General features: G+C 72.2%; 15 protein-coding genes. 9 read left to right on the top strand and 6 right to left on the bottom strand.

Features of this window, described 5'->3' with window-relative positions; translation table 11 throughout:
- Positions 1-174 precede the first annotated feature (174 nt).
- Positions 175-438: a WhiB family transcriptional regulator gene (locus tag OG393_RS19995; protein WP_015033978.1), complete on the bottom strand. Its 264-nt coding sequence runs from the start codon at positions 436-438 to the stop codon at positions 175-177.
- Positions 439-1104: 666 nt separating this feature from the next.
- Here OG393_RS19995 and OG393_RS19990 point away from each other — a divergent pair.
- The 3 genes from OG393_RS19990 (at position 1105) to OG393_RS19980 (ending at position 4018) form a co-directional block, all read left to right on the top strand.
- Positions 1105-1614 carry a cysteine dioxygenase gene (locus OG393_RS19990; RefSeq protein ID WP_327376040.1) on the top strand — a complete coding sequence of 170 codons (510 nt, stop codon included), beginning with the start codon at positions 1105-1107 and terminating at the stop codon, positions 1612-1614.
- A gap of 89 nt (positions 1615-1703) precedes the next feature.
- On the top strand, positions 1704-2660 hold the full coding sequence (cofD, locus tag OG393_RS19985) for a 2-phospho-L-lactate transferase (protein WP_327376039.1): 957 nt from the start codon (positions 1704-1706) through the stop codon (positions 2658-2660).
- On the top strand, positions 2657-4018 hold the full coding sequence (locus OG393_RS19980) for a coenzyme F420-0:L-glutamate ligase (RefSeq protein ID WP_327376038.1): 1362 nt from the start codon (positions 2657-2659) through the stop codon (positions 4016-4018). The genes cofD and OG393_RS19980 overlap by 4 nt, the downstream gene beginning before the upstream one ends.
- 39 nt (positions 4019-4057) lie before the next feature.
- Here the strand turns inward: OG393_RS19980 and OG393_RS19975 are convergent, their stop codons facing one another.
- The 3 genes from OG393_RS19975 to OG393_RS19965 all read right to left on the bottom strand — a co-directional run bounded on the left by OG393_RS19975 (position 4058) and on the right by OG393_RS19965 (position 7790).
- Positions 4058-5086, bottom strand: coding sequence for a DNA-3-methyladenine glycosylase family protein (locus tag OG393_RS19975; protein ID WP_327376037.1), 1029 nt, complete (start codon positions 5084-5086; stop codon positions 4058-4060).
- A gap of 129 nt (positions 5087-5215) precedes the next feature.
- Complete coding sequence (locus OG393_RS19970; protein ID WP_327376036.1) at positions 5216-6298, bottom strand: NDP-sugar synthase; 1083 nt, start codon at positions 6296-6298, stop codon at positions 5216-5218.
- A gap of 112 nt (positions 6299-6410) precedes the next feature.
- Positions 6411-7790 (bottom strand): peptidoglycan recognition protein family protein, encoded by a 1380-nt coding sequence (locus OG393_RS19965; RefSeq protein WP_327376035.1) that lies wholly within the window; start codon positions 7788-7790, stop codon positions 6411-6413.
- A 136-nt stretch (positions 7791-7926) separates the two neighbouring features.
- Between OG393_RS19965 and OG393_RS19960 the strand changes: the two genes are divergently transcribed.
- The 4 genes from OG393_RS19960 to OG393_RS19945 all read left to right on the top strand — a co-directional run bounded on the left by OG393_RS19960 (position 7927) and on the right by OG393_RS19945 (position 13903).
- A complete protein-coding gene (locus OG393_RS19960) occupies positions 7927-8679 on the top strand; it encodes a TIGR03089 family protein (RefSeq protein WP_327376034.1) in 753 nt (250 codons plus the stop codon).
- 195 nt (positions 8680-8874) lie between these two features.
- Positions 8875-10080, top strand: a complete 1206-nt coding sequence (locus tag OG393_RS19955) for an LCP family protein (protein ID WP_442817334.1) — start codon at positions 8875-8877, stop codon at positions 10078-10080.
- 236 nt (positions 10081-10316) lie between these two features.
- Positions 10317-12134, top strand: coding sequence for an LCP family protein (locus OG393_RS19950; protein ID WP_327376032.1), 1818 nt, complete (start codon positions 10317-10319; stop codon positions 12132-12134).
- 50 nt (positions 12135-12184) lie between these two features.
- A complete protein-coding gene (locus OG393_RS19945; protein WP_327376031.1) occupies positions 12185-13903 on the top strand; it encodes an LCP family protein in 1719 nt (572 codons plus the stop codon).
- 107 nt (positions 13904-14010) lie between these two features.
- On the opposite strand, the gene OG393_RS19940 is transcribed toward OG393_RS19945, so the two are convergent.
- Positions 14011-15030 (bottom strand): glycosyltransferase family 2 protein, encoded by a 1020-nt coding sequence (locus tag OG393_RS19940; protein ID WP_327376030.1) that lies wholly within the window; start codon positions 15028-15030, stop codon positions 14011-14013.
- Positions 15031-15199: 169 nt separating this feature from the next.
- Here OG393_RS19940 and OG393_RS19935 point away from each other — a divergent pair, with 169 nt between their 5' ends.
- On the top strand, positions 15200-16675 hold the full coding sequence (locus OG393_RS19935) for an LCP family protein (protein WP_442817333.1): 1476 nt from the start codon (positions 15200-15202) through the stop codon (positions 16673-16675).
- Positions 16676-16784: 109 nt separating this feature from the next.
- Here OG393_RS19935 and OG393_RS19930 read toward each other — a convergent pair whose 3' ends face one another.
- Positions 16785-17318 (bottom strand): acyl-CoA thioesterase, encoded by a 534-nt coding sequence (locus OG393_RS19930; protein WP_327376029.1) that lies wholly within the window; start codon positions 17316-17318, stop codon positions 16785-16787.
- A gap of 142 nt (positions 17319-17460) precedes the next feature.
- Between OG393_RS19930 and OG393_RS19925 the strand changes: the two genes are divergently transcribed.
- Entirely contained in the window at positions 17461-18738 is a 1278-nt protein-coding gene (locus OG393_RS19925; protein WP_327376028.1) for an LCP family protein, read from the top strand.
- Positions 18739-18887 lie beyond the last annotated feature (149 nt).

The following is an 18887-nucleotide window of genomic DNA, read 5'->3' as shown; positions in this document are numbered from 1 at the left end:
CGGGGGTCGCCCGCAGGGGGCTTGGGTGCGTCTCGGACGGGGCCCCACACTAACGGCTGCCAAGAAACGGGTCCGCCGCCTGTGGACATGGCACAGGCGGCGGATCGTTCGTTGTGTACGGGTGTGCGCGGATTGCCGCGCGGCCCGGGCGGGCGCGGGGCGAGCCGGTCCGGCTCAGACCGCGGCCTTCTTCAGGCGGCGGCGTTCGCGTTCGGACAGTCCGCCCCAGATACCGAATCGTTCGTCGTTCTGGAGGGCGTATTCGAGGCATTCGGAGCGGACCTCGCAGGCGAGGCAGACCTTCTTGGCCTCGCGGGTCGAGCCGCCCTTCTCGGGGAAGAAGGACTCGGGATCGGTCTGGGCGCACAGCGCGCGCTCCTGCCAGCCGAGTTCCTCGTCCGCGTCCTCGACCAGCAGTTCCTGGAACAACTCGGTCATGTGCGCCCCTCGTCTGTCTTCGCGTCCCCGTGATGTTGCCGTCACCGATTCCGGCCGAACGACACGAGTGAAGTTACAAGTTTGTGCTCTGTGCGAGTCAAGCCGGAATCTGCTATTGGGTCCGGTATTCACTCTGCGGAACCAAGGCTATGCGGAAAGTGTTCAAATCGCCAAAAACCTGACACATGCCACCGGCCTGACCGCGCCACCCCCCTCGCGAAGGAGGACGTCCCGCACATCGATCTTGTTGCGCCCCCACCGCGGAAGCGATGGAGATCACAGTCTGATCACAGAACCCCCACCATGTTTAGGGGCCGGATGCTGCGCCATGTCTCCCGCCCCGCGGCTGCACAAACCTTTCTCCCGGCACTGCAACCGGATGAGGTGAAACATTGCCGCCATATCGGTCATTGGGTTGACAGTCGGGACTCTCTCCCGCCACCTTTGATGCCATGCCAGCGACCTCAGCGCCCTTCGCGACCCACACCGGTGGGTTCCGCGGCGCTGTCCAGGCGCGCTGTCGCTGTTGCTGTTCCAGCTGTTGACGCCCCCGCGCTCCGGCTCCCTCCACGCGATCGTCACCTCCGCGTACCCGCGCCCCGTCCGCGGGACCCCCGCGACACCCCCGCACCGCTCCCCCGCTTCCGCCGAGGAACCACCGCACCCATGAACAGCGACAGCGACCTCCAGATCGCCGGCGACCTCCTCGAGGTCCAGCACCTGCTCCAGCCCGCCCGCGAGCACCCGTCCACCGTGGCCGAGTTCGTCGGCCTCGCCCGCGCCGTCGCCGCCGACCGCGCGCAGTGGGCACCGCACGTCGAGTACGACGCCACCACCCGCTGGTACCACCGGCTGCGCACCGGTCCGGGGTACGAGGTCTGGCTGCTCTCCTGGGTGCCCGGCCAGGGCAGCGAGCCGCACGGCCACGGCCCCTCGTCCGGTGTACTCACCGTCCTCCGGGGCGAGCTGACGGAACGCACGAACCGGGGCGTACGGACGCTCACGGAGGGCGCGCAGCGCGTCTTCGCGCCGGGGTACGTCCACGAGGTGGTCAACGACTCGCTGGAACCGGCGGTCAGCCTGCACGTCTACTACCCGGGCCTCACCGAGATGCCGATGCACGAGTCGCTCCGGGCGCGGTGCGCCCCGGCCGCTCCCGAGGCCCTGCCCGCCTGAGGGCCCGTCGGCCGAAGGCCACCCGACAGGCCCCGAGAGCCTGTCGGGTGGCCGCCGGCCGGGCGACGGGCTCTGACAGACTGATCCGCATGCGCATTGTGGTTCTGGCAGGTGGCATCGGCGGTGCCCGTTTCCTTCGCGGCCTCAAGCAGGCGGCACCGGACGCGGAGATCACGGTCATCGGCAACACCGGTGACGACATCCATCTCTTCGGTCTGAAGGTCTGTCCCGACCTCGACACGGTGATGTACACCCTCGGCGGCGGCATCGAAGAGGAGCAGGGCTGGGGGCGCGCCGACGAGTCCTTCACGGTGAAGGGGGAACTCGCGGCCTACGGCGTGGGCCCCGAGTGGTTCGGCCTGGGCGACCGCGACTTCGCGACGCACATCGTCCGCACGCAGATGCTGGGCGCCGGATATCCGCTGAGCGCCGTCACCGAGGCGCTGTGCGCCCGCTGGCAGCCGGGCGTGCGCCTGCTGCCGATGTCGGACGACCGCGTCGAGACGCACGTCGCCGTCGACCTGGACGGCGAGCGCCGTGCCATCCACTTCCAGGAGTACTGGGTGAGGCTGCGCGCGTCCGTGGAGGCGCGGGCGGTGGTGCCCGTCGGCGCGGAGACCGCGAAGCCCGCGCCGGGTGTGCTGGAGGCGATCGCCGAGGCGGACGTCGTGCTTTTCCCCCCGTCCAACCCGGTGGTCTCGGTCGGCACCATCCTGGCCGTGCCGGGCATCCGCGAGGCGATCGCGGAGGCGGAGGTGCCGGTGGTCGGCCTCTCCCCGATCGTCGGCGACGCACCCGTGCGGGGCATGGCCGACAAGGTGCTCGCGGCGGTCGGCGTGGAGTCCACGGCCGCGGCGGTGGCCCGGCACTACGGCTCCGGGCTGCTCGACGGCTGGCTGGTCGACACGGTCGACGCGGACGCGGTGGCCGACGTCGAGGCGGTGGGGATCCGCTGCCGCGCGGTGCCGCTGATGATGACCGGCCCGGACGCGACGGCCACGATGGCACGCGAGGCGCTGGCACTGGCCGAGGAGGTCCGGGGATGACGCGTCCCGAGGGCGGCGCGGCGGACGGCGGGGCCGGCCCAGGGCCGGACGCTCCCGGCGGCACACCGGACTTCCGGGTGTGGGCGCTCCAGGGACTGCCCGAGGTGAGGCCCGGGGACGACCTCGCGAAACTCGTCGCCTCCGTCTCTCCCGGTCTCGCCGACGGCGACGTGCTCCTCGTCACCTCCAAGATCGTGAGCAAGGCCGAGGGCCGGGTGGTCGCCGCCGACGACCGTGAGGAGGCGATCGACGCCGAGACCGTGCGGGTGGTCGCGCGGCGCGGGCCGCTGCGGATCGTCGAGAACCGGCAGGGCCTGGTCATGGCCGCGGCCGGTGTCGACGCCTCCAACACCCCGGCCGGAACGGTGCTGCTGCTGCCCGAGGACCCGGACGCCTCGGCCCGCGCCCTGCGCGACGGGCTGCGCGAGGTTCTCGGCGTCGACGTCGGGGTCGTCGTCACGGACACCTTCGGCCGTCCCTGGCGCAGCGGCCTGACGGACGTGGCGATCGGAGCGGCCGGGGTACGGGTGCTGGACGATCTGCGTGGCGGCACCGACGCGCACGGCAATCCGCTGAGCGCGACCGTCGTCGCCGTCGCCGACGAACTCGCCGCGGCGGGCGACCTGGTGAAGGGCAAGACGGCCGGGCTGCCGGTCGCCGTCGTGCGCGGTCTCGGTCATCTCGTGGAGGGCGCGGGGGAGGAGGGCGCGCGGAGGCTGGTGCGCGGCGCGGCCGACGACATGTTCCGGCTGGGCACCTCGGAGGCGGTGCGGGAGGCGGTGACCCTGCGGCGTACCGTCCGGGAGTTCACCGACGAGCCGGTCGACCCCGGTGCGGTCCGGCGCGCGGTCGCCGCGGCGGTCACGGCGCCGGCCCCGCACCACACGACGCCGTGGCGCTTCGTCCTGCTGGAGTCGGCGGAGGCCCGCACCCGGCTGCTCGACGCGATGCGGGCGGCGTGGATCGAGGACCTGCGGCGGGACGGCAGGTCGGAGGAGTCCGTCGCCAAGCGGGTGCGCCGCGGCGACGTGCTGCGCAAGGCGCCCTACCTGGCGGTTCCGTGCCTGGTCATGGACGGCTCCCACCATTACGGCGACCCGCGCCGGGACGCGGCCGAACGCGAGATGTTCGTGGTCGCGGCGGGCGCCGGCGTGCAGAACTTCCTGGTGGCGCTGGCCGGTGAGCGGCTCGGTTCGGCCTGGGTGTCCTCGACGATGTTCTGCCGCGAGGCCGTCCGGGAGGTCCTCGGGCTGCCGGAGGACTGGGACCCCATGGGCGCGGTGGCGATCGGGCACGCGGCGAAGGCGCCGAAGGAGCGTCCGGTGCGGCAGGTCACGCGGTTCGTCGAGGTGCGGTGAACGCTTCCCGGGCCGCCGGGCCCGGGAGGCCCCGGCGGGTCAGAGCGCCGCGATGTTCCCCGGGGTCATCCGGGGCGCGCGACGGGGCGGGGTCCGGCCGCTGAGAAGGACGAGCCGGGCCGCGCGGTGGCGCTGGCCGGCGTAGGGCGCGAGGAGTTCCAGCATGGCCGCGTCGTCGGTGGTCCGGTCGCCCGCAAGGGCGTATCCGACGATGCCGGGCAGGTGGTAGTCGCCGACGGTGACGGCGTCGGGTGCGCCGTTGCTCCGCTGGATCGTCTCGGCCGAGGTCCACGGTCCGACACCGGGGATCAGCTCCAGTCGCCGCAGGGCCTGTCCGGGCTCCATCAGCGCGGCCTCCTCCATCCGGCGGGCCGCCTTCACGGCACGCAGGATCGTGGAGGCCCGTTTGTCGTCGACGCCCGCGCGGTGCCATTCCCAGGAGGGGATGCGGGACCAGGTCCGGGCGTCGGGCATGACGTGGAGCGGGGGTGTGCCGGGTCCGGGCGCGGGTTCGCCGAACGTGCGGACGAGGAGGCGCCAGGCCCGGTACGCCTCGTCCGTGGTGACCTTCTGTTCCAGGATCGAGGGGATCAGCGACTCCACGACCAGGCCCGTGCGGGTCAGACGCAGGCCGGGGCGCCGGCGGTGGGTGGCGGCGAGCAGCCGGTGGCGGGGCGTGAACGCCGCCGGGTCGTCGTCCGCGCCGAGAAGCCCCGGCAGGCCGTCGAGGAGCCACTGGGCACCGGGGCCCCATGCCTCGGCCTCGGCGACGCCCTCGCCGCGGCGCAGGGCGACGCGCAGGGTACCGGGCCCGACGGGTGTGCGGGTGGCCCGCCAGACCGAGCCGTCGGAGGTCGCGCGGAAGGTGGGGTCGGCGGGGCCGCGGCGCAACGGGCCGAGGACGAGGCCGAGATCCGTGGGGGCGGGCGGTGTCCAGCGGCGTGTGACTCCGAGCGCCGAGGGGCGGCACGCCGTGGCCGTCGCCGGCCGGGCCCCGGGTACGGCGAGGTGTCCCCCGCGCACGGTGGTGCGGGTGGGGACGGGGCGGGGAGCGAAGCGGCCGGCCATGGGGACGAGCCTAGTGCCGCGTCAGGCGGCCTTCGCCCGGCGGGACAGCCCGGTCTCGCCGCCGGGGAGCCCGCCCGCCGTCGGGGCTCGCCCGGAGGGAGCGGCGGTTCCGGAGCGGTGCGGGGCCCGCTACTGGTCCGAGGAGAAGCGGACCGATCCGGCCGGCAGCCGTGCGTCGCACCAGACGCGGATGCCGTCGCGGAGTTCGTTGTCCGGGCCCACGTGCGCGCCGTCTCCGACGACCGCGCCCGTCAGCACCGCGCGCGCCCCGATCCGGGCACCCGCGCCGATGAGGGAGTCGGTGATCACCGCGCCCGGCTCCACCACCGCGCCGGCCAGGATGGCGGAACCCGCTATGCGGGCGCCCTCGCCGATCACGGCGTCCGCGCCGACGACCGTGCCGCCCGACAGCTTGGCGTCCGGGGCGACCCGGGCCGACGGGAGCGTCAGGCTGTCACCGCCGCGGCCCGGCACCGCCGGCGAGGGGGCGCGGCCCAGGACGAGGTCGGCCGAGCCCCGGACGAACGCCTGCGGGGTGCCGAGGTCGAGCCAGTAGGTGGAGTCGACCATGCCCTGGAGGTGGGCGCCCTGGGCCAGCAGCTCGGGGAAGGTCTCGCGCTCCACGGACACCGGCCGTCCGGCCGGGATGGTGTCGATGACCGACCGTCGGAAGACGTACGCCCCCGCGTTGATCTGGTCGGTCACGATCTCCTCGGGCGTCTGCGGCTTCTCCAGGAAGGCGGTGACGCGCCCGGTCTCGTCCGTCGGGACCAGGCCGAACGCCCGCGGGTCCTCGACCCGGGTCAGGTGGAGCGAGACGTCCGCGCCCGAGGACTCGTGCGTGGCGACCAGCGCGCCGATGTCGAGGCCGGTGAGGATGTCGCCGTTGAAGATCAGGACCGGCTCGTCCGGGCCGGAGCGCAGCCGCTCGGCGACGTTGCGGATGGCACCGCCCGTCCCGAGCGGCTCCTCCTCGGTGACGTACTCCAGGCTCAGGCCGAGCGACGAGCCGTCCCCGAAGTGCGGTTCGAAGACTTCGGCCAGGTACGAGGTCGCGAGGACGATGTGCTCGACACCGGCCGCCCGGGCCCGCGCGAGCTGGTGGGTCAGGAACGGAACCCCTGCCGCCGGAACCATGGGCTTGGGCGTGTTGACCGTCAGGGGACGCAGGCGCGTGCCCTTGCCACCGACCAGGAGGATCGCTTCTGTCACCTGTCGTCTCTGCTTTCCTGTGCGGGGGCCGGCCTGGTTCCGGGCCGGTCACATCGCCCATCCGTGCGATATGACCGGTCAGTTTATGCAGACGGTCCGGGTACCGGTTCCCTCACCTACGGCCCTGGTACTTCGCGGAGGTCGAGCGGGCGGTGCCGAGCTTGCCGTAGAGACGCTTGCCCGGACACTCCGTGGCATAGCCGTCGCGGTGACCGGCGATGGTGCGGAACGTGACCTTCCTGCCCTTCTTGTAGCGGTTTCCGCCGCCGGAGACGAGGGACGTGGTCCCCTTCGGGTTGACTCCGTACAGGCCCAGCTTCCACGCCGTCAGACGCGCCACGGCGTTCACCACGGCGGCCGGCGGAGTGGCCGACCCGTAGGTGCCGAGGACCGCGATGCCCATGCTGTTGGTGTTGAACCCGCGGGTGTGGGCGCCGAGCACGGCCCGGGTCACACCGCCCGCGCGGCCCTCGTAGATGTTTCCGCACTTGTCGACGGCGAAGTTGTAGCCGAAGTCCCGCCAGCGCAGGCTCTTCACGTGGTACCGGTAGATGCCGCGCAGGATGGACGGCGCCTGCTTGCAGGTGTAGCGGTTGCCGGTGACGGTGTGATGGACGAACGCCGCCTTGACCGACTTGGTGTAGACGAAGCTCCGCGCGCGCAGCCGCTCGTCGGCCCCCCAGCCCTTGCGGGTGACGATCCTCGGCCGGGGCCCGATGTACGGCTTCGCCGCCGCGGCGCCGGCCAGGGACGCCCGCGTCGCGGCCCGCGACAGGGCGGGGAGCTCCGCCGCGCCGGCCGGGGCGAGGCCGGTGCCGCCCTCGGCGGCGACGGCCTCCGCGGCGGTGGACGCCGTGGCCGCGCGGGCCCGCGGGCCTTCCGGCTCGGGGCCGGGGTCGACGAGTTCGAGGCGCATCCCGTCCGGCAGCGTCGCCGCCCGCGTGGCGCGGTCCGCCGCGACGGGTGCCGGGCCGTCCGCCTCCTCCCCGGACCGCTCAGGCGAGACCCGGATCTCGACGCCGTCCGAATGTCCGACCCACAGCGGCGCGGTGGCCCCGCGGGAGCCGCTCGCCGCGTCCTCGGCCGTACCGGGGTCGGCCCCGTGCTCGTCGTCGTGCGTCTCCAGAGCCCGCCAGTCCGACCAGACTCCGCTCCCGGCGGCCCGGGTGCGGACCTGGACCGTGCCGTGCAGCGCCTTCCGGGCGTCGTCCCAGACGACCCCGACGAGCGAGAAGGGTCTGACGTCCCGTCGGGTCAGGCCCTGGACCGGGCCGGCCCCGGTCGCGCCGAGGGCCCGTTCACCTCCGGCCACGGGGCCGAGCGGAAGGGACTGGGTGGACCCGGCGAGCCGCGGTTCCGCCCCGGCGCTCAGCGCGACCGGCGCGGCGGGCCGGCCGAGCGACTGCGCCGCGGCCGGAGTGGCGAGGGACAGGGGCAGGGCGAGGGCCGCCGCGCAGGTGACGGCGATCGAGGAAGAGAGGTAGGCACGCATGAGGCGATCGTCCGCAGCCGCGGGGGGTTTCGCGCGGCGGGGCAGGGCAGGGCAACTGACGACCCGTCGGCCGACCGGAGGACGTCGTCACCGGTACGGCGGTCGCGCGGCCACCCGTCCGCGTACCCTTGCCCGCGTGAACGCCAGCGACCGCACCCCCGCCGACCTGCTGCGATCCGCGCTCGCCGCGGACCCCGCCCGCCCCTTCATCACCTTCTACGACGACGCCACCGGTGAGCGTGTGGAATTGTCCGTCGCCACCTTCGCCAATTGGGTGGCCAAGACCGCCAATCTGCTCCAGGGCGAACTGTCCGCCTCCCCCGGCGACCGGCTCGCGCTGCTGCTGCCGGCGCACTGGCAGACCGCGGTCTGGCTGATCGCCTGTTCCTCCGTCGGCGTGACCGCCGAACTCGGCGGCGATCCGGCGGACGCCGATCTCGTCGTCTCCGGCCCCGACTCCCTGGACGCGGGACGGGTCTGCCGGGGAGAGCGGATCGCGCTCTCCCTGGCCCCGCTCGGCCGCCGCTTCCCCGCCCCGCCCGCGGGGTACGCGGACTACGCCGTCGAGGTACCGAGCCAGGGCGACCGGTTCGCCCCCTTCGTCCCGGTGGACGCCTCCGCTCCGGCCCTCCTGGCCGGCGGTGCGGAACTGACGGGTGCCCAGCTCGTCGAGCGGGCCCGCGCGGACGCCGGGGCGCTCGGTCTCGCGCCCGGGTCGCGGCTGCTCTCGGGGCGCCCTTTCGGCGGATGGGAGGGCGTCTCCGCCGGGCTCTACGCGCCGCTGGCCGCCGGCGCCTCCGTGGTCCTGTGCCGGAACCTGGACCGGCTGGCCCCCGGGGAGCTCGACAAGCGGGTGGAGAGCGAGCGCGTCACCTCGACCCTGAGGTGACGGCGATGTGACGGTGCGTCGGAGGTCCACCCGTTCGGCGCAGCGACTCGCCGAGCCCCCGGGTCCGCGTGGCGTCCGCGGTACATGATCGGCTGGAGGAATCGTCCTCCGCACAACCAAGCGTCTGGTTCAGCCGTCTACCACTGCGACCGGCGGCCCGGCGCGCCGCCGACGCCATGAAGGATGGACCCAGACGTGACGGACAGTGCTGGCACGCCCCCCGCACCGGACGGACCGGGCGAGGACGAGACGCCCAGCACCGACGGAGGGACCGGTACCGGGACCCCGGAGGGGGTCCCGGGCCGCACGCGTCACTGGCTGCGCTGGACGGCGCTCGGTGTCTCGGTCGTGGTTCTCGCCGCGGCCGGCGTCGGATGGTGGTTCTACCGCAAACTCGACGGCAACATCACCACCGACACCACGGCCGCGGACGAGCTGCGCCGGTACGAGAGCGAACGCCCGACCGCCGTCGCCACCGCCGCCCAGAACATCCTGCTCATCGGTTCCGACACCCGGGCGGGCGCCGGGAACGGCAAGTACGGGCAGGACGAGGGCACGCAGCGCTCCGACACCACGATCCTGCTGCACATCGCGGCGGGCCGCTCCGGCGTCACCGCCGTCTCCATCCCGCGCGACCTGATGACGGAGCTGCCCAGCTGCCGCAGGTCGGACGGCACCCGCACCCGGGAGCAGTTCGCGCAGTTCAACTGGGCGTACGAGTTCGGCGGCACGGCCTGCACGATCCGCACCGTGGAGCGGATGACCAAGATCCGGATCGATCACCACATGGTGATCGACTTCCGGGGCTTCAAGAAGATGGTGGACGCGGTGGACGGGGTGCGGATCTGCCTCAAGGAACCGATCGACGACGCCGACGCCCACCTGAAGTTGCCGGCCGGACCGCAGACGCTCGACGGCGAGCAGGCGCTGGGCTTCGTCCGGGCCCGCAAGTCGCTCGGCAACGGCAGCGACACGGAACGCATGGACCGGCAGCAGCAGTTCCTGGGGGCGCTGGTCAACAAGATGCAGAGCAACGGCGTGCTGCTCAACCCGGCCCGGCTCTACCCGGTCCTGGACGCGGCGACCAAGTCGATCACGACGGACCCCGGGCTCGACTCGCTGCGGGACCTGTACGACCTGGCCCGCACCATGCGGAGCGTGCCGACGGAGAAGGTGCAGTTCCTGACCGTGCCGCGACGTTCCTACCGATATGACCCGAACCGTGACGAACTCGTACAACCCGCCGCAAGTCAACTCTTCGATCAGCTACGGCGGGACGAGCCGGTGGCGGTGACCCCGCCGAGCGAGAAGACCACCGCGCCGTCGTCCGCGGGGACGGCCACGCCCTCGCCGACACCGACCTTCTCGGGGCGGAACGCGGCCGAGGGAGTGTGCTCCTAGAGGGGGGTGAGTAAAGCGCAGTCCAAGGGGAGGGCGGCTCCACATGGGGTTTGGGCAAATTGCCCAGGTGTAAGGAGCGTGGAATTTGTCACGCACGTCGCTCCACGCTGAACTGGGCGGATACTGTGACGCGATCCGGTGCTGCGCCCCCGCGCTCACGCACTGAACGGATCGAAGGACCGAGCGCCCGACGGGGGAGGCGCCTCGCGTGGCACCGACGGAGGATTCGAGTAACCGTGGACGCGCACAGCCGTGGACGGGCGGACGAGATCGACCCCGCCGACCAGTGGGTCCTCAACCCGCAGACCGGCAACTACGAACTGCGACTGAACCACTCCGGTGAGCAGTCGACGTCATCGCCCCGCCCCCGCAGCGCCACCCCTCCCGGCCAGAGAACCTCCGGCCAGGGGCGGGGTGTCCGGGCCGGCCACGCCGACGGGCAGGGCCGTGCGACCGAGCCCGGCCGGACCGGCGAGCGGGGCGGGACCTCCACCGAGTCGCCTGTCCCCGGGCAGCGACGCCGCCGCGCCCCGGAGCCGGCCGGCGGACCGCCCTCGCCCGGCCGCCGCCGGGGCAAGCCGGCCCGGTCCAAGGCCGGCCGCAAGAAGAAGGTGCTGCTGTGGACGGGCGGCTCGATGGCCGTCGTCCTGGTGGCCGGTGCCACCGCCGCCTACGCCCTGTACAACCACTTCGACGGCAACCTGAAGACGGTCGACGTCGGCGACGCCGCCGGCGACCCGTCGCTGGACGGGCCCCTCAACATCCTCATCATCGGCAACGACATCCGCACCGGTGAGGGCAACGAGAGCTACGGCAACAAGGACAACGTCACCGGGCACGCCGACACGACGCTGCTCTTCCATGTCTCGGAGGACCGCACCAACGCGACGGCGGTGAGCATCCCCCGGGACCTCAAGATCAGGATTCCGGACTGCCCCACGAAGCAGCCGGACGGATCGACGAAGGTCATCCCCGGGTCCGCGACGACCACCAAGTTCAACGAGTCCTTCGGCGTGAACGGCCGCGACCCGGGCTGCACGATGCGCACCGTCAAGGCGCTCACCGGCGGCGTGGAGATCAACCACTTCATGATGGTCGACTTCAACGCCGTCAAGACGCTGTCGACCGCCGTCGACGGCGTGAAGGTCTGCCTGAACAAGCCCATCAACGACAAGTCCTACTCCAAGCTCAACCTCAGCAAGGGAGAGCACCGGATCCAGGGTGAGGAGGCGCTCGCCTTCCTCCGCAACCGCCACGGCCTCGGCAACGAGAGCGACCTGGACCGGATCAAGATGCAGCAGCAGTTCCTGGCGTCCATGATCCGGCAGCTCAAGGAAGAGACGCTGGACAGCCCGACGAAGCTGTACGCGGTCGCCGACGCGGCGACCAAGGCGCTCACCGTGGACAGCGGGATAGGCAGCGCGCTGAAGCTCACCTCGCTCGCCAAGGAACTCGGCAAGATCGACCTGAAGAACATCAGTTTCATGACCGTTCCGGTGATCGACAACCCGGACGAGCCGCCGAACCGGAGGGCCACCGTCGTCCTCGATCCGGTCAAGGCCCCGCAGGTCTTCGAGATGGTCAAGAACGACGTCTCCTTCACCGAGGTGAAGAAGCAGCAGCAGGACACCAAGAACGCCCAGGCGCAGGCCGAGGCGAAGCTGCTGCAGGGACCGCGCGCCGAGGCCGTCGACGTCCGCGTCGACGTCTACAACGGCAGCTCCCTCCAGGGCGCGGCGCAGAAGACGATCGAATGGCTCCAGAACGACCAGGGCGTCACCCGGTCCAGCAACAAGGCCAACGCGCCCGAGAAGCTGGCCAGGACGACGCTCACCTACGCACCGAACCAGGCCGACCAGGCACGCAAGCTGGCGGACCTGATGGGGCTGCCGGCCACGGCGCTCAAGCAGGGCACGGAGGACGCCGGGGAGCGCGAGCCGATGTCGCTGGTCCTCGGTGCGGATTTCAAGGGCGCGGGGGTGCCCATCACCGGTCCGGCGAAGGCGCCGGACATCGAAAAGGTGGAAGCCGACAAGACGGTGTGCGCCCAGTGACCCGTATACGCCGGGTCTCGGGACGCTCCTGACCGATGAGGGGACCTGGGGTGGGACAGAGCAGCGTGCGCAGGGAGGGGACGCGTGAGCGCGTTCCGCACGCCCGAGAACTGGGCTGGGACGAGGAGTTGTACACCGACGGCGGCGAGGGGGCCGCTGTCGGCACCCGCACCGCGGACGGTACGAAGGATTCCGCGCCCTCGGGCGGCGAGGGCGGCGGGGGCCGGGGCCATCGCCGCAGAGGCCCGCGCCGACGTGCCAGGAAACGGGGTAAACGCAAGATACTCCGGTGGGTCGCCGCGACCGTGTCCCTGCTGGTACTCGGCACGGCCGGCGCCGGATACCTCTACTACGAGCACCTCAACGGCAACATTCGCAGCGGCGGGCGCAGCGGCGGCGAGAGCGGCGTGAAGAAGGCGGCGCCCAACGCCCTCGGCGACACCCCGCTCAACATCCTGCTGATCGGCTCCGACAGCCGTGCCGACGCCAGGAACGTCGCGCTCGGCGGCGGCAAGGACGAGCGCGAGCGCAAGGGGCTCGCCGATGTGCAGATGCTGCTGCACATCTCCGCGGACCGGAAGAACGCCTCGATCATCTCGATACCCCGTGACACGGTCGTCCCGATCCCGAAGTGCAGCGACCCCGAGAGCGGCGAGAACTTCGCCGCCACCACCAGCCGGCCGATCAACGAGACCCTGCAGCGCGGTGGTCCCGGCTGCACCCTGACCACCTGGGAGAGTCTCACCGGCGTCTACATCGACCACTGGATGATGATCGACTTCGCCGGTGTGGTCGCGATGGCGGACGAGGTCGGCGGTGTCACGGTCTGCGTGAAGGACGGCGTCTACGACAGGTCGACCCCGCAGCAGAAGGGCGGCTCCGGGCTGAAGCTCACCGCCGGCGAGCACGACATCAAGGGCAAGCAGGCCCTCCAGTGGCTGCGCACCCGGCACGCCTTCGGCAGCGACCAGAACCGCGCCAAGGCCCAGCACATGTACATGAACGGCATGATGAAGAAGCTTCAGGAGCAGAGCGCCTGGAGCGACACCGGTCGTCTGATGGGCCTGGCCGAGACCGCCACGAAGTCGGTCCAGGTCTCCGAGGAGATCAGCACCGTCGCGAAGCTCTTCGACCTGTCGATGCAGCTCAAGAACGTGAAGCTCGACCGGCTCACCACGGCGACGGTCCCGACGTCGGAGTATCCGCCCAACCCGGCGGCGTGGCTTCAACTGATCCCGTCGTCCGCCGAGAAGATCTGGACCATGCTCCGCGAGGACGTCGCCTTCGACAAGAACGGTGATCCGGCCGACGCCAAGCCGTCCGCGCCGGCCCAGCCGAAGGTGCCCGCCCAGGCGCCGGACACCCTCGCCATCAGTGTCGTCAACGGCACGAACGGCAACGGCGAGCCGTCCGTGGAAGGCCGGGCCGGCAGCCTCGCGCGGACCCTCCAGGACAAGGGCTTCTCCCGGGCCGAGTCCGTGCGGACCGCCGATCCCCGCAAGGACACGGTGATCAAGTACCCGAAGGCGGACGGCGACCAGGGGAAGTCGGACGCCCTGTCCATCGCCAAGGCGCTGGGACTGCCCGACGCGACGGTCCGGGCCGACGAGAGGGCCGAGGGCCTGACGCTCGTCGTCGGGGCGGACTGGCGCGAGGGCGCCACCTACAAGAAGCCGAAGACGACAGCGGGCGACCTCCCGGACGGGGCGGCCGACAAGACGGACTGCATGGACATCTACTCCGTCTACAAGTGGGACGGGAAGAGCTGACGTCCCCCGCTCGCTGTCCGGGGCCGGGCCCCGGGTGACGGCGCGGCGGCGGGGGCGGGACCGGAAGGCCCCCGCCCCCGCAGGCCGCCCCGCCCGCGGGGCCCGCCTCAGACCCGCGGTTCCCGCACCGCCGGCCGCTTGCTCGCGATGACCTTCCTCGCCAGCGAGCGTGGGCTCGTCAGGAAGCCGTAGCCCCAGGACATGTGCATGGTCGCCAGGGCCACCGGGATACGGAGGCGGGCCTTCGGGGAAAGGCCCCGGCCCGCCGGGACCGAGCCCGCCGTGATCGCCGCGAGGTAGCCCGCCGGGATCACGAAACCGAGTGGGGTGACGGCCGCACCGACCACCAGGCCGGCCGCGATCACGCAGACGGCCGCCGGCGGGGCCAGGTAACGGAGGTTGATCGAGCCCTGGTGGTAGCGGGCCACCACGTGGCGCCAACGGCCGTAGTCCTTGTACTGCCTGGCCAGCGCGCGCACGCTCGGGCGCGGCCGGTACTGGACCCGAAGCTCCGGCGAGAACCAGATCAGCCCGCCCGCCTCGCGTATCCGGAAGTTCAGCTCCCAGTCCTGGGCGCGGATGAACTCCTCGTTGTAGCCGCCCTGCCGCTCCAGCGCCTCGCGCCGGAAGACGCCGAGGTACACGGTCTCGGCCGGGCCCGCCGCGCCCCCCGTGTGGAACGCCGCGTTGCCGACGCCGACCTTCGAGGTCATCGCGGCGGCGACCGCGTCCTCCCAGGCGTTCTCCCCCTCGGCGTGCATGATGCCGCCGACGTTCTGCGCGCCGGTCTCCTCCAGGAGACGGACCGCCGTGGCGATGTAGTCCGGCGAGAGCATGCCGTGCCCGTCGACGCGTACCACGATCGGGTGACGGGACGCCTTGATCGCCGCGTTGAGGGCGGCGGGCGTGCGGCCCGTGGGATTCGGCACGGTGTGGACGCGCGGGTCCTCGCGGACGAGTGCCGCGGCGATCTCGTCGGTACGGTCCGTGGACGGTCCGAGCGCGACCACCACCTCCATCTCGCCCGCGTAATCCTGTTCCAGGATGTGGCGGACCGAGTCGCGCAGGTGCCTCTCCTCGTTGAGGACCGGCATGATCACGGAGACGGGCGGCAGGGAGGCGGTCATGACTTCCTCGGGGTCCGGGGGTGGCCCCCAGGGGACAGCGGTACGCGCGCCACGTTACCGCGAACGGGGGACAGCTTCGCGCGCCGCGGGGTCCGGTGCGCGCTGGCGCTGATCGTATGGGCCTACCGTGCTCACGGTCCCCTCGTCACACCCGCGGAGGTGTCCCCCGGTGCCCCCACCGCCCCGACCGCGCCGTCCCCGACCGGTGGCGACGCGTCCCGCACCGGCCCGCCGCGCGAGACGGGCCGCCCGGCCACGGTGGGGCCTGCGGATGGCGACGACCCTGTCCGTCCTGGTCCTCGGGGCCGGCGGACTCGGGCACGCCCTGGTGACCGGCCTGGACACCGGGATCGACCGGGTCGACCCCTTCCGGGACATGAAGAACCGGCCGCGGGCCGGGCACGGCATGAACGTCCTGGTGGTGGGCACCGACGGGCGCGACAAGATCACTCCGGAGCAGCGGCGCGCCTACCGGCTCGGCGGGGCGCCCTGTCACTGCACCGACACCGTGATGCTGGTGCACATCTCCGAGGACCGGGAACGGGCGAGCGTGGTGAGCCTCCCCCGCGACTCCTACGCCGAGCTGCCCGAACACGTCGACGGGACCACCGGCAAACGCCACCACGCGCACCCGGTGAAACTGAACGCCGCCTACGCGGAGGGCGGGCCGGGCCTGACCGTGCGGACCGTCGAGGGGATGACGGGGGTCAAGATCGACCATTATCTGGAGGTCGACTTCACCAGCTTCATGAAGACCGTCGACGCCGTCGGCGGGGTACGGATCTGCACGACCCGCCCCATGAAGGACCCGTACACCGGGCTCGACCTCGCGGCCGGCTCCCACGACCTGAACGGCGGGCAGGCCCTCCAGTACGTGCGCTCACGCCATGTCGACGGGGCGGCGGACATCGCCCGGATGCAGCGCCAGCAGCGCTTCCTCGCGGCGCTGATCCACCGGACGACGAGCAGCGGGGTCCTGCTCAATCCCGTGCGGTTCCGCGAGGTCGCCACCACGATGCTCGGTTCGGTGCGCGCCGACCGCGGCTTCGGTACACAGCAGATGCTGGCCCTCGCCAAGGCGATGCGGGGGTTCACCCCCGCGTCGTCGGAGTTCGTCTCCGTACCGGTCGGTGACATGAGCTTCCCGGTCAAGGGCATCGGCTCGACCGTCAAATGGGACGCGCCCAGGGCACAGCGGCTCTTCGAGGCCCTGCGTGAGGACAGGCCGCTGGCCGAGCCGAAGGCCGACGCCAAGGCGGCCGGGAAGCCCGAGACGGTCACGGTCGAGGTGGCCCCGAAGACGATCCGTGTGCAGGTGTACAACGGCACACGGACGGACGGCCTGGGCGGCAGGGTGGACGACGCGCTGCGGGCGACGGGCTTCGACACCACCCGCGCGCCGCGCACCGGCGACGGGCCGGAGGTCACCCGCACGCGGGTGGAGTACGACCCGCGCTGGGACCGGTCGGCGAAGTCACTGGCGGCGGCACTGCCGGGAGCGGAGCTACGGGCGGTGAAGGGACGCGGCGCGACGCTGAGGGTGACGGCGGGCACGGACTACCGGGGGGTGACTCCGGTCCGGGCCGAGGAGAAGCCCTCGGGCCGCTTCGAGGCGGTGACCGGGGACCAGGTGGTGTGTCCGTAGGAGGCGGGCGGCTGCCCGGCCGCCGTCCGGCCGGGCCCGTGGGCCTGGGCGCTCGTGGCGGCGGACCTCGGTGTCCGAACCGGCTGCCGTCCGTGCCCGTACCGGGCGGTCAGTGCTCGTAGCCCTCCGCCGCGCGGCGCTCCCGCAGCTCCTTGATCGCGCGCCGGCGGGCCAGCCGGTGGGTGCGGCGGATCTGGGCCTCCTGGTAGCGGCGCCGGTCGCGGTCGGTCTCGGGGACCACCGGCGGGACCGCGCGCGGCTTGCCGTCCGCGTCGACCGCCGCGAACACCAGATAGGCGGACCCGACCTGCTGTGCCGGAGTGGACTCGTTCCAGCGCTCGGCCATGACCCGGACACCGACCTCCATGGAAGACCGGCCGGTCCAGTTGACCTGGGCCTTCACATGGAGCAGGTCGCCGACCCTCACCGGCTCCAGGAACACCATCTCGTCCATGGAGGCGGTGACGGCCGGGCCGCCCGAATGGCGTCCGGCGACGGCCCCCGCCGCGTCGTCGACCAGCTTCATGATCACGCCACCGTGGACCGTGCCCAGCAGGTTGGTGTCGTGGCTCGTCATGATGTGGCTGAGAGTGGTGCGCGACGCGGAGGTGGGCTTGCCCGGAATATCGCCCTGATCTGTCATGGCCTCCACCTTATGCCGGGTTGCCCGCGCCCTCCGTGACGGGTACCGGCACGGTCCCCTTTGCATCAGCTTCGCAACGGCCTCGACCCGATACCCCACCACCCCTGTCGGGGCTCCGGCACCGAACTGCACACTGGACCGCATGAATGACTGGCCCGATGGGCGGAGCAACGATCGCGACCGCGGCTACGGCGGAAGCAGCGAGCCCGAGGGGGCCCGCGTGATGCGTCATGTGCAGCGCCCGCAGGTCCCTCAGCAACCGCAGCAGCCTCCCGTGTACGACGACGGCCACGGCCGGGTGCCCGGGCAGGCCCCGGGCCAGGGGTACGGCTCCGGCTACAACACGGGGCAGGTCTACGGCCAGCGCGGCTACGGCGGCGGCCAGCAGCAGCCCCCGGCCGGCCCCGGCCACCCGGCGCCCCAGCCGGGCCGTCCGGCGCCCGACTGGCGTCGCCGGATCAAGATCGGCTCCATCGTGCTGGTGGTGGCGCTGCTCGGGTGGAGCATCGGCACCTACGCCTGGGCCGCCTCCCGGATGCGCAACGAGGTCGACCTCGCGAAGGTCATCGAGCGGCCGTCCGAGGGCGACTGCACGACATACCTGATCGTCGGCTCGGACAGCCGTGAGGGGCTGTCCGCCGAGGACAAGAAGAAGCTGCACACCGGCTCCGCGGAGGGCAAGCGGACCGACTCGATGATGATCCTCGCGGCGTGCGGCAGCGGCAACACGATGGTCTCCCTCCCCCGCGACTCCTGGGTCACCATCCCCTCCTTCGTCGGCTCGGAGTCCGGCAAGAAGTACCCGGCCCGCGGCGCGACCAAGCTGAACGCCGCCTACGCGATGGACGGCGCCGAACTGCTGGTCCGCACGGTCGAGTTCAACACCGGGCTGCGCATCGACCACTACGCCGAGATCGGCTTCGCCGGTTTCGCGAACATCGTGGACGCGCTCGGCGGCGTGGAGATGGACATCGAGAAGGGCTTCAAGGACAAGAACTCCGGCGCCGACTTCAAGGCCGGCAAGCAGACCCTCGACGGAGAGCAGGCCCTGGCCTTCGTCCGTACCCGGTACGCCTTCGCGGAGTCGGACCTGGCCCGGACGAAGAACCAGCAGAAGTTCCTCTCGACGCTCGCCAACCAGGCGGCGACGCCCGGCACCATCCTCGACCCGTTCACGCTCTACCCGACGCTGGGCGCGGGCCTGGACACCCTGATCGTGGACAAGGACATGTCGCTGTACGACCTCGGCAGGATGTTCTTCGCGATGAAGGGCATCAGCGGCGGCGACGGCACGTCGATGAACATGCCGCTCGCGGGTACGGCGCCGCAGGGTTCCCTGAAGTGGGACATGCCGAAGGTGAAGGAGCTCGTGCGGCAGATCCAGAACGACGAGAAGGTCACCGTCACCTCGGACCGCTGAGCACCGCCGCCCCGGACACCCGGGGCCGCGGGACCGGGCCCCCGCCTCGACGGCGGGGGCCCGTCGGCCGCTCCGGGGAGGGGAACCGGGCGCGGCCCCGGGCGAGGGTGTTCCCGACACGGCCGGAGCCCCGCCCACCGGGCCCGACT

The sequence above is a fragment of the Streptomyces sp. NBC_01216 genome (assembly GCF_035994945.1).
In the GTDB taxonomy this organism is placed as follows: domain Bacteria; phylum Actinomycetota; class Actinomycetes; order Streptomycetales; family Streptomycetaceae; genus Streptomyces.
This window is presented reverse-complemented; position numbering and strand designations above follow the sequence as displayed.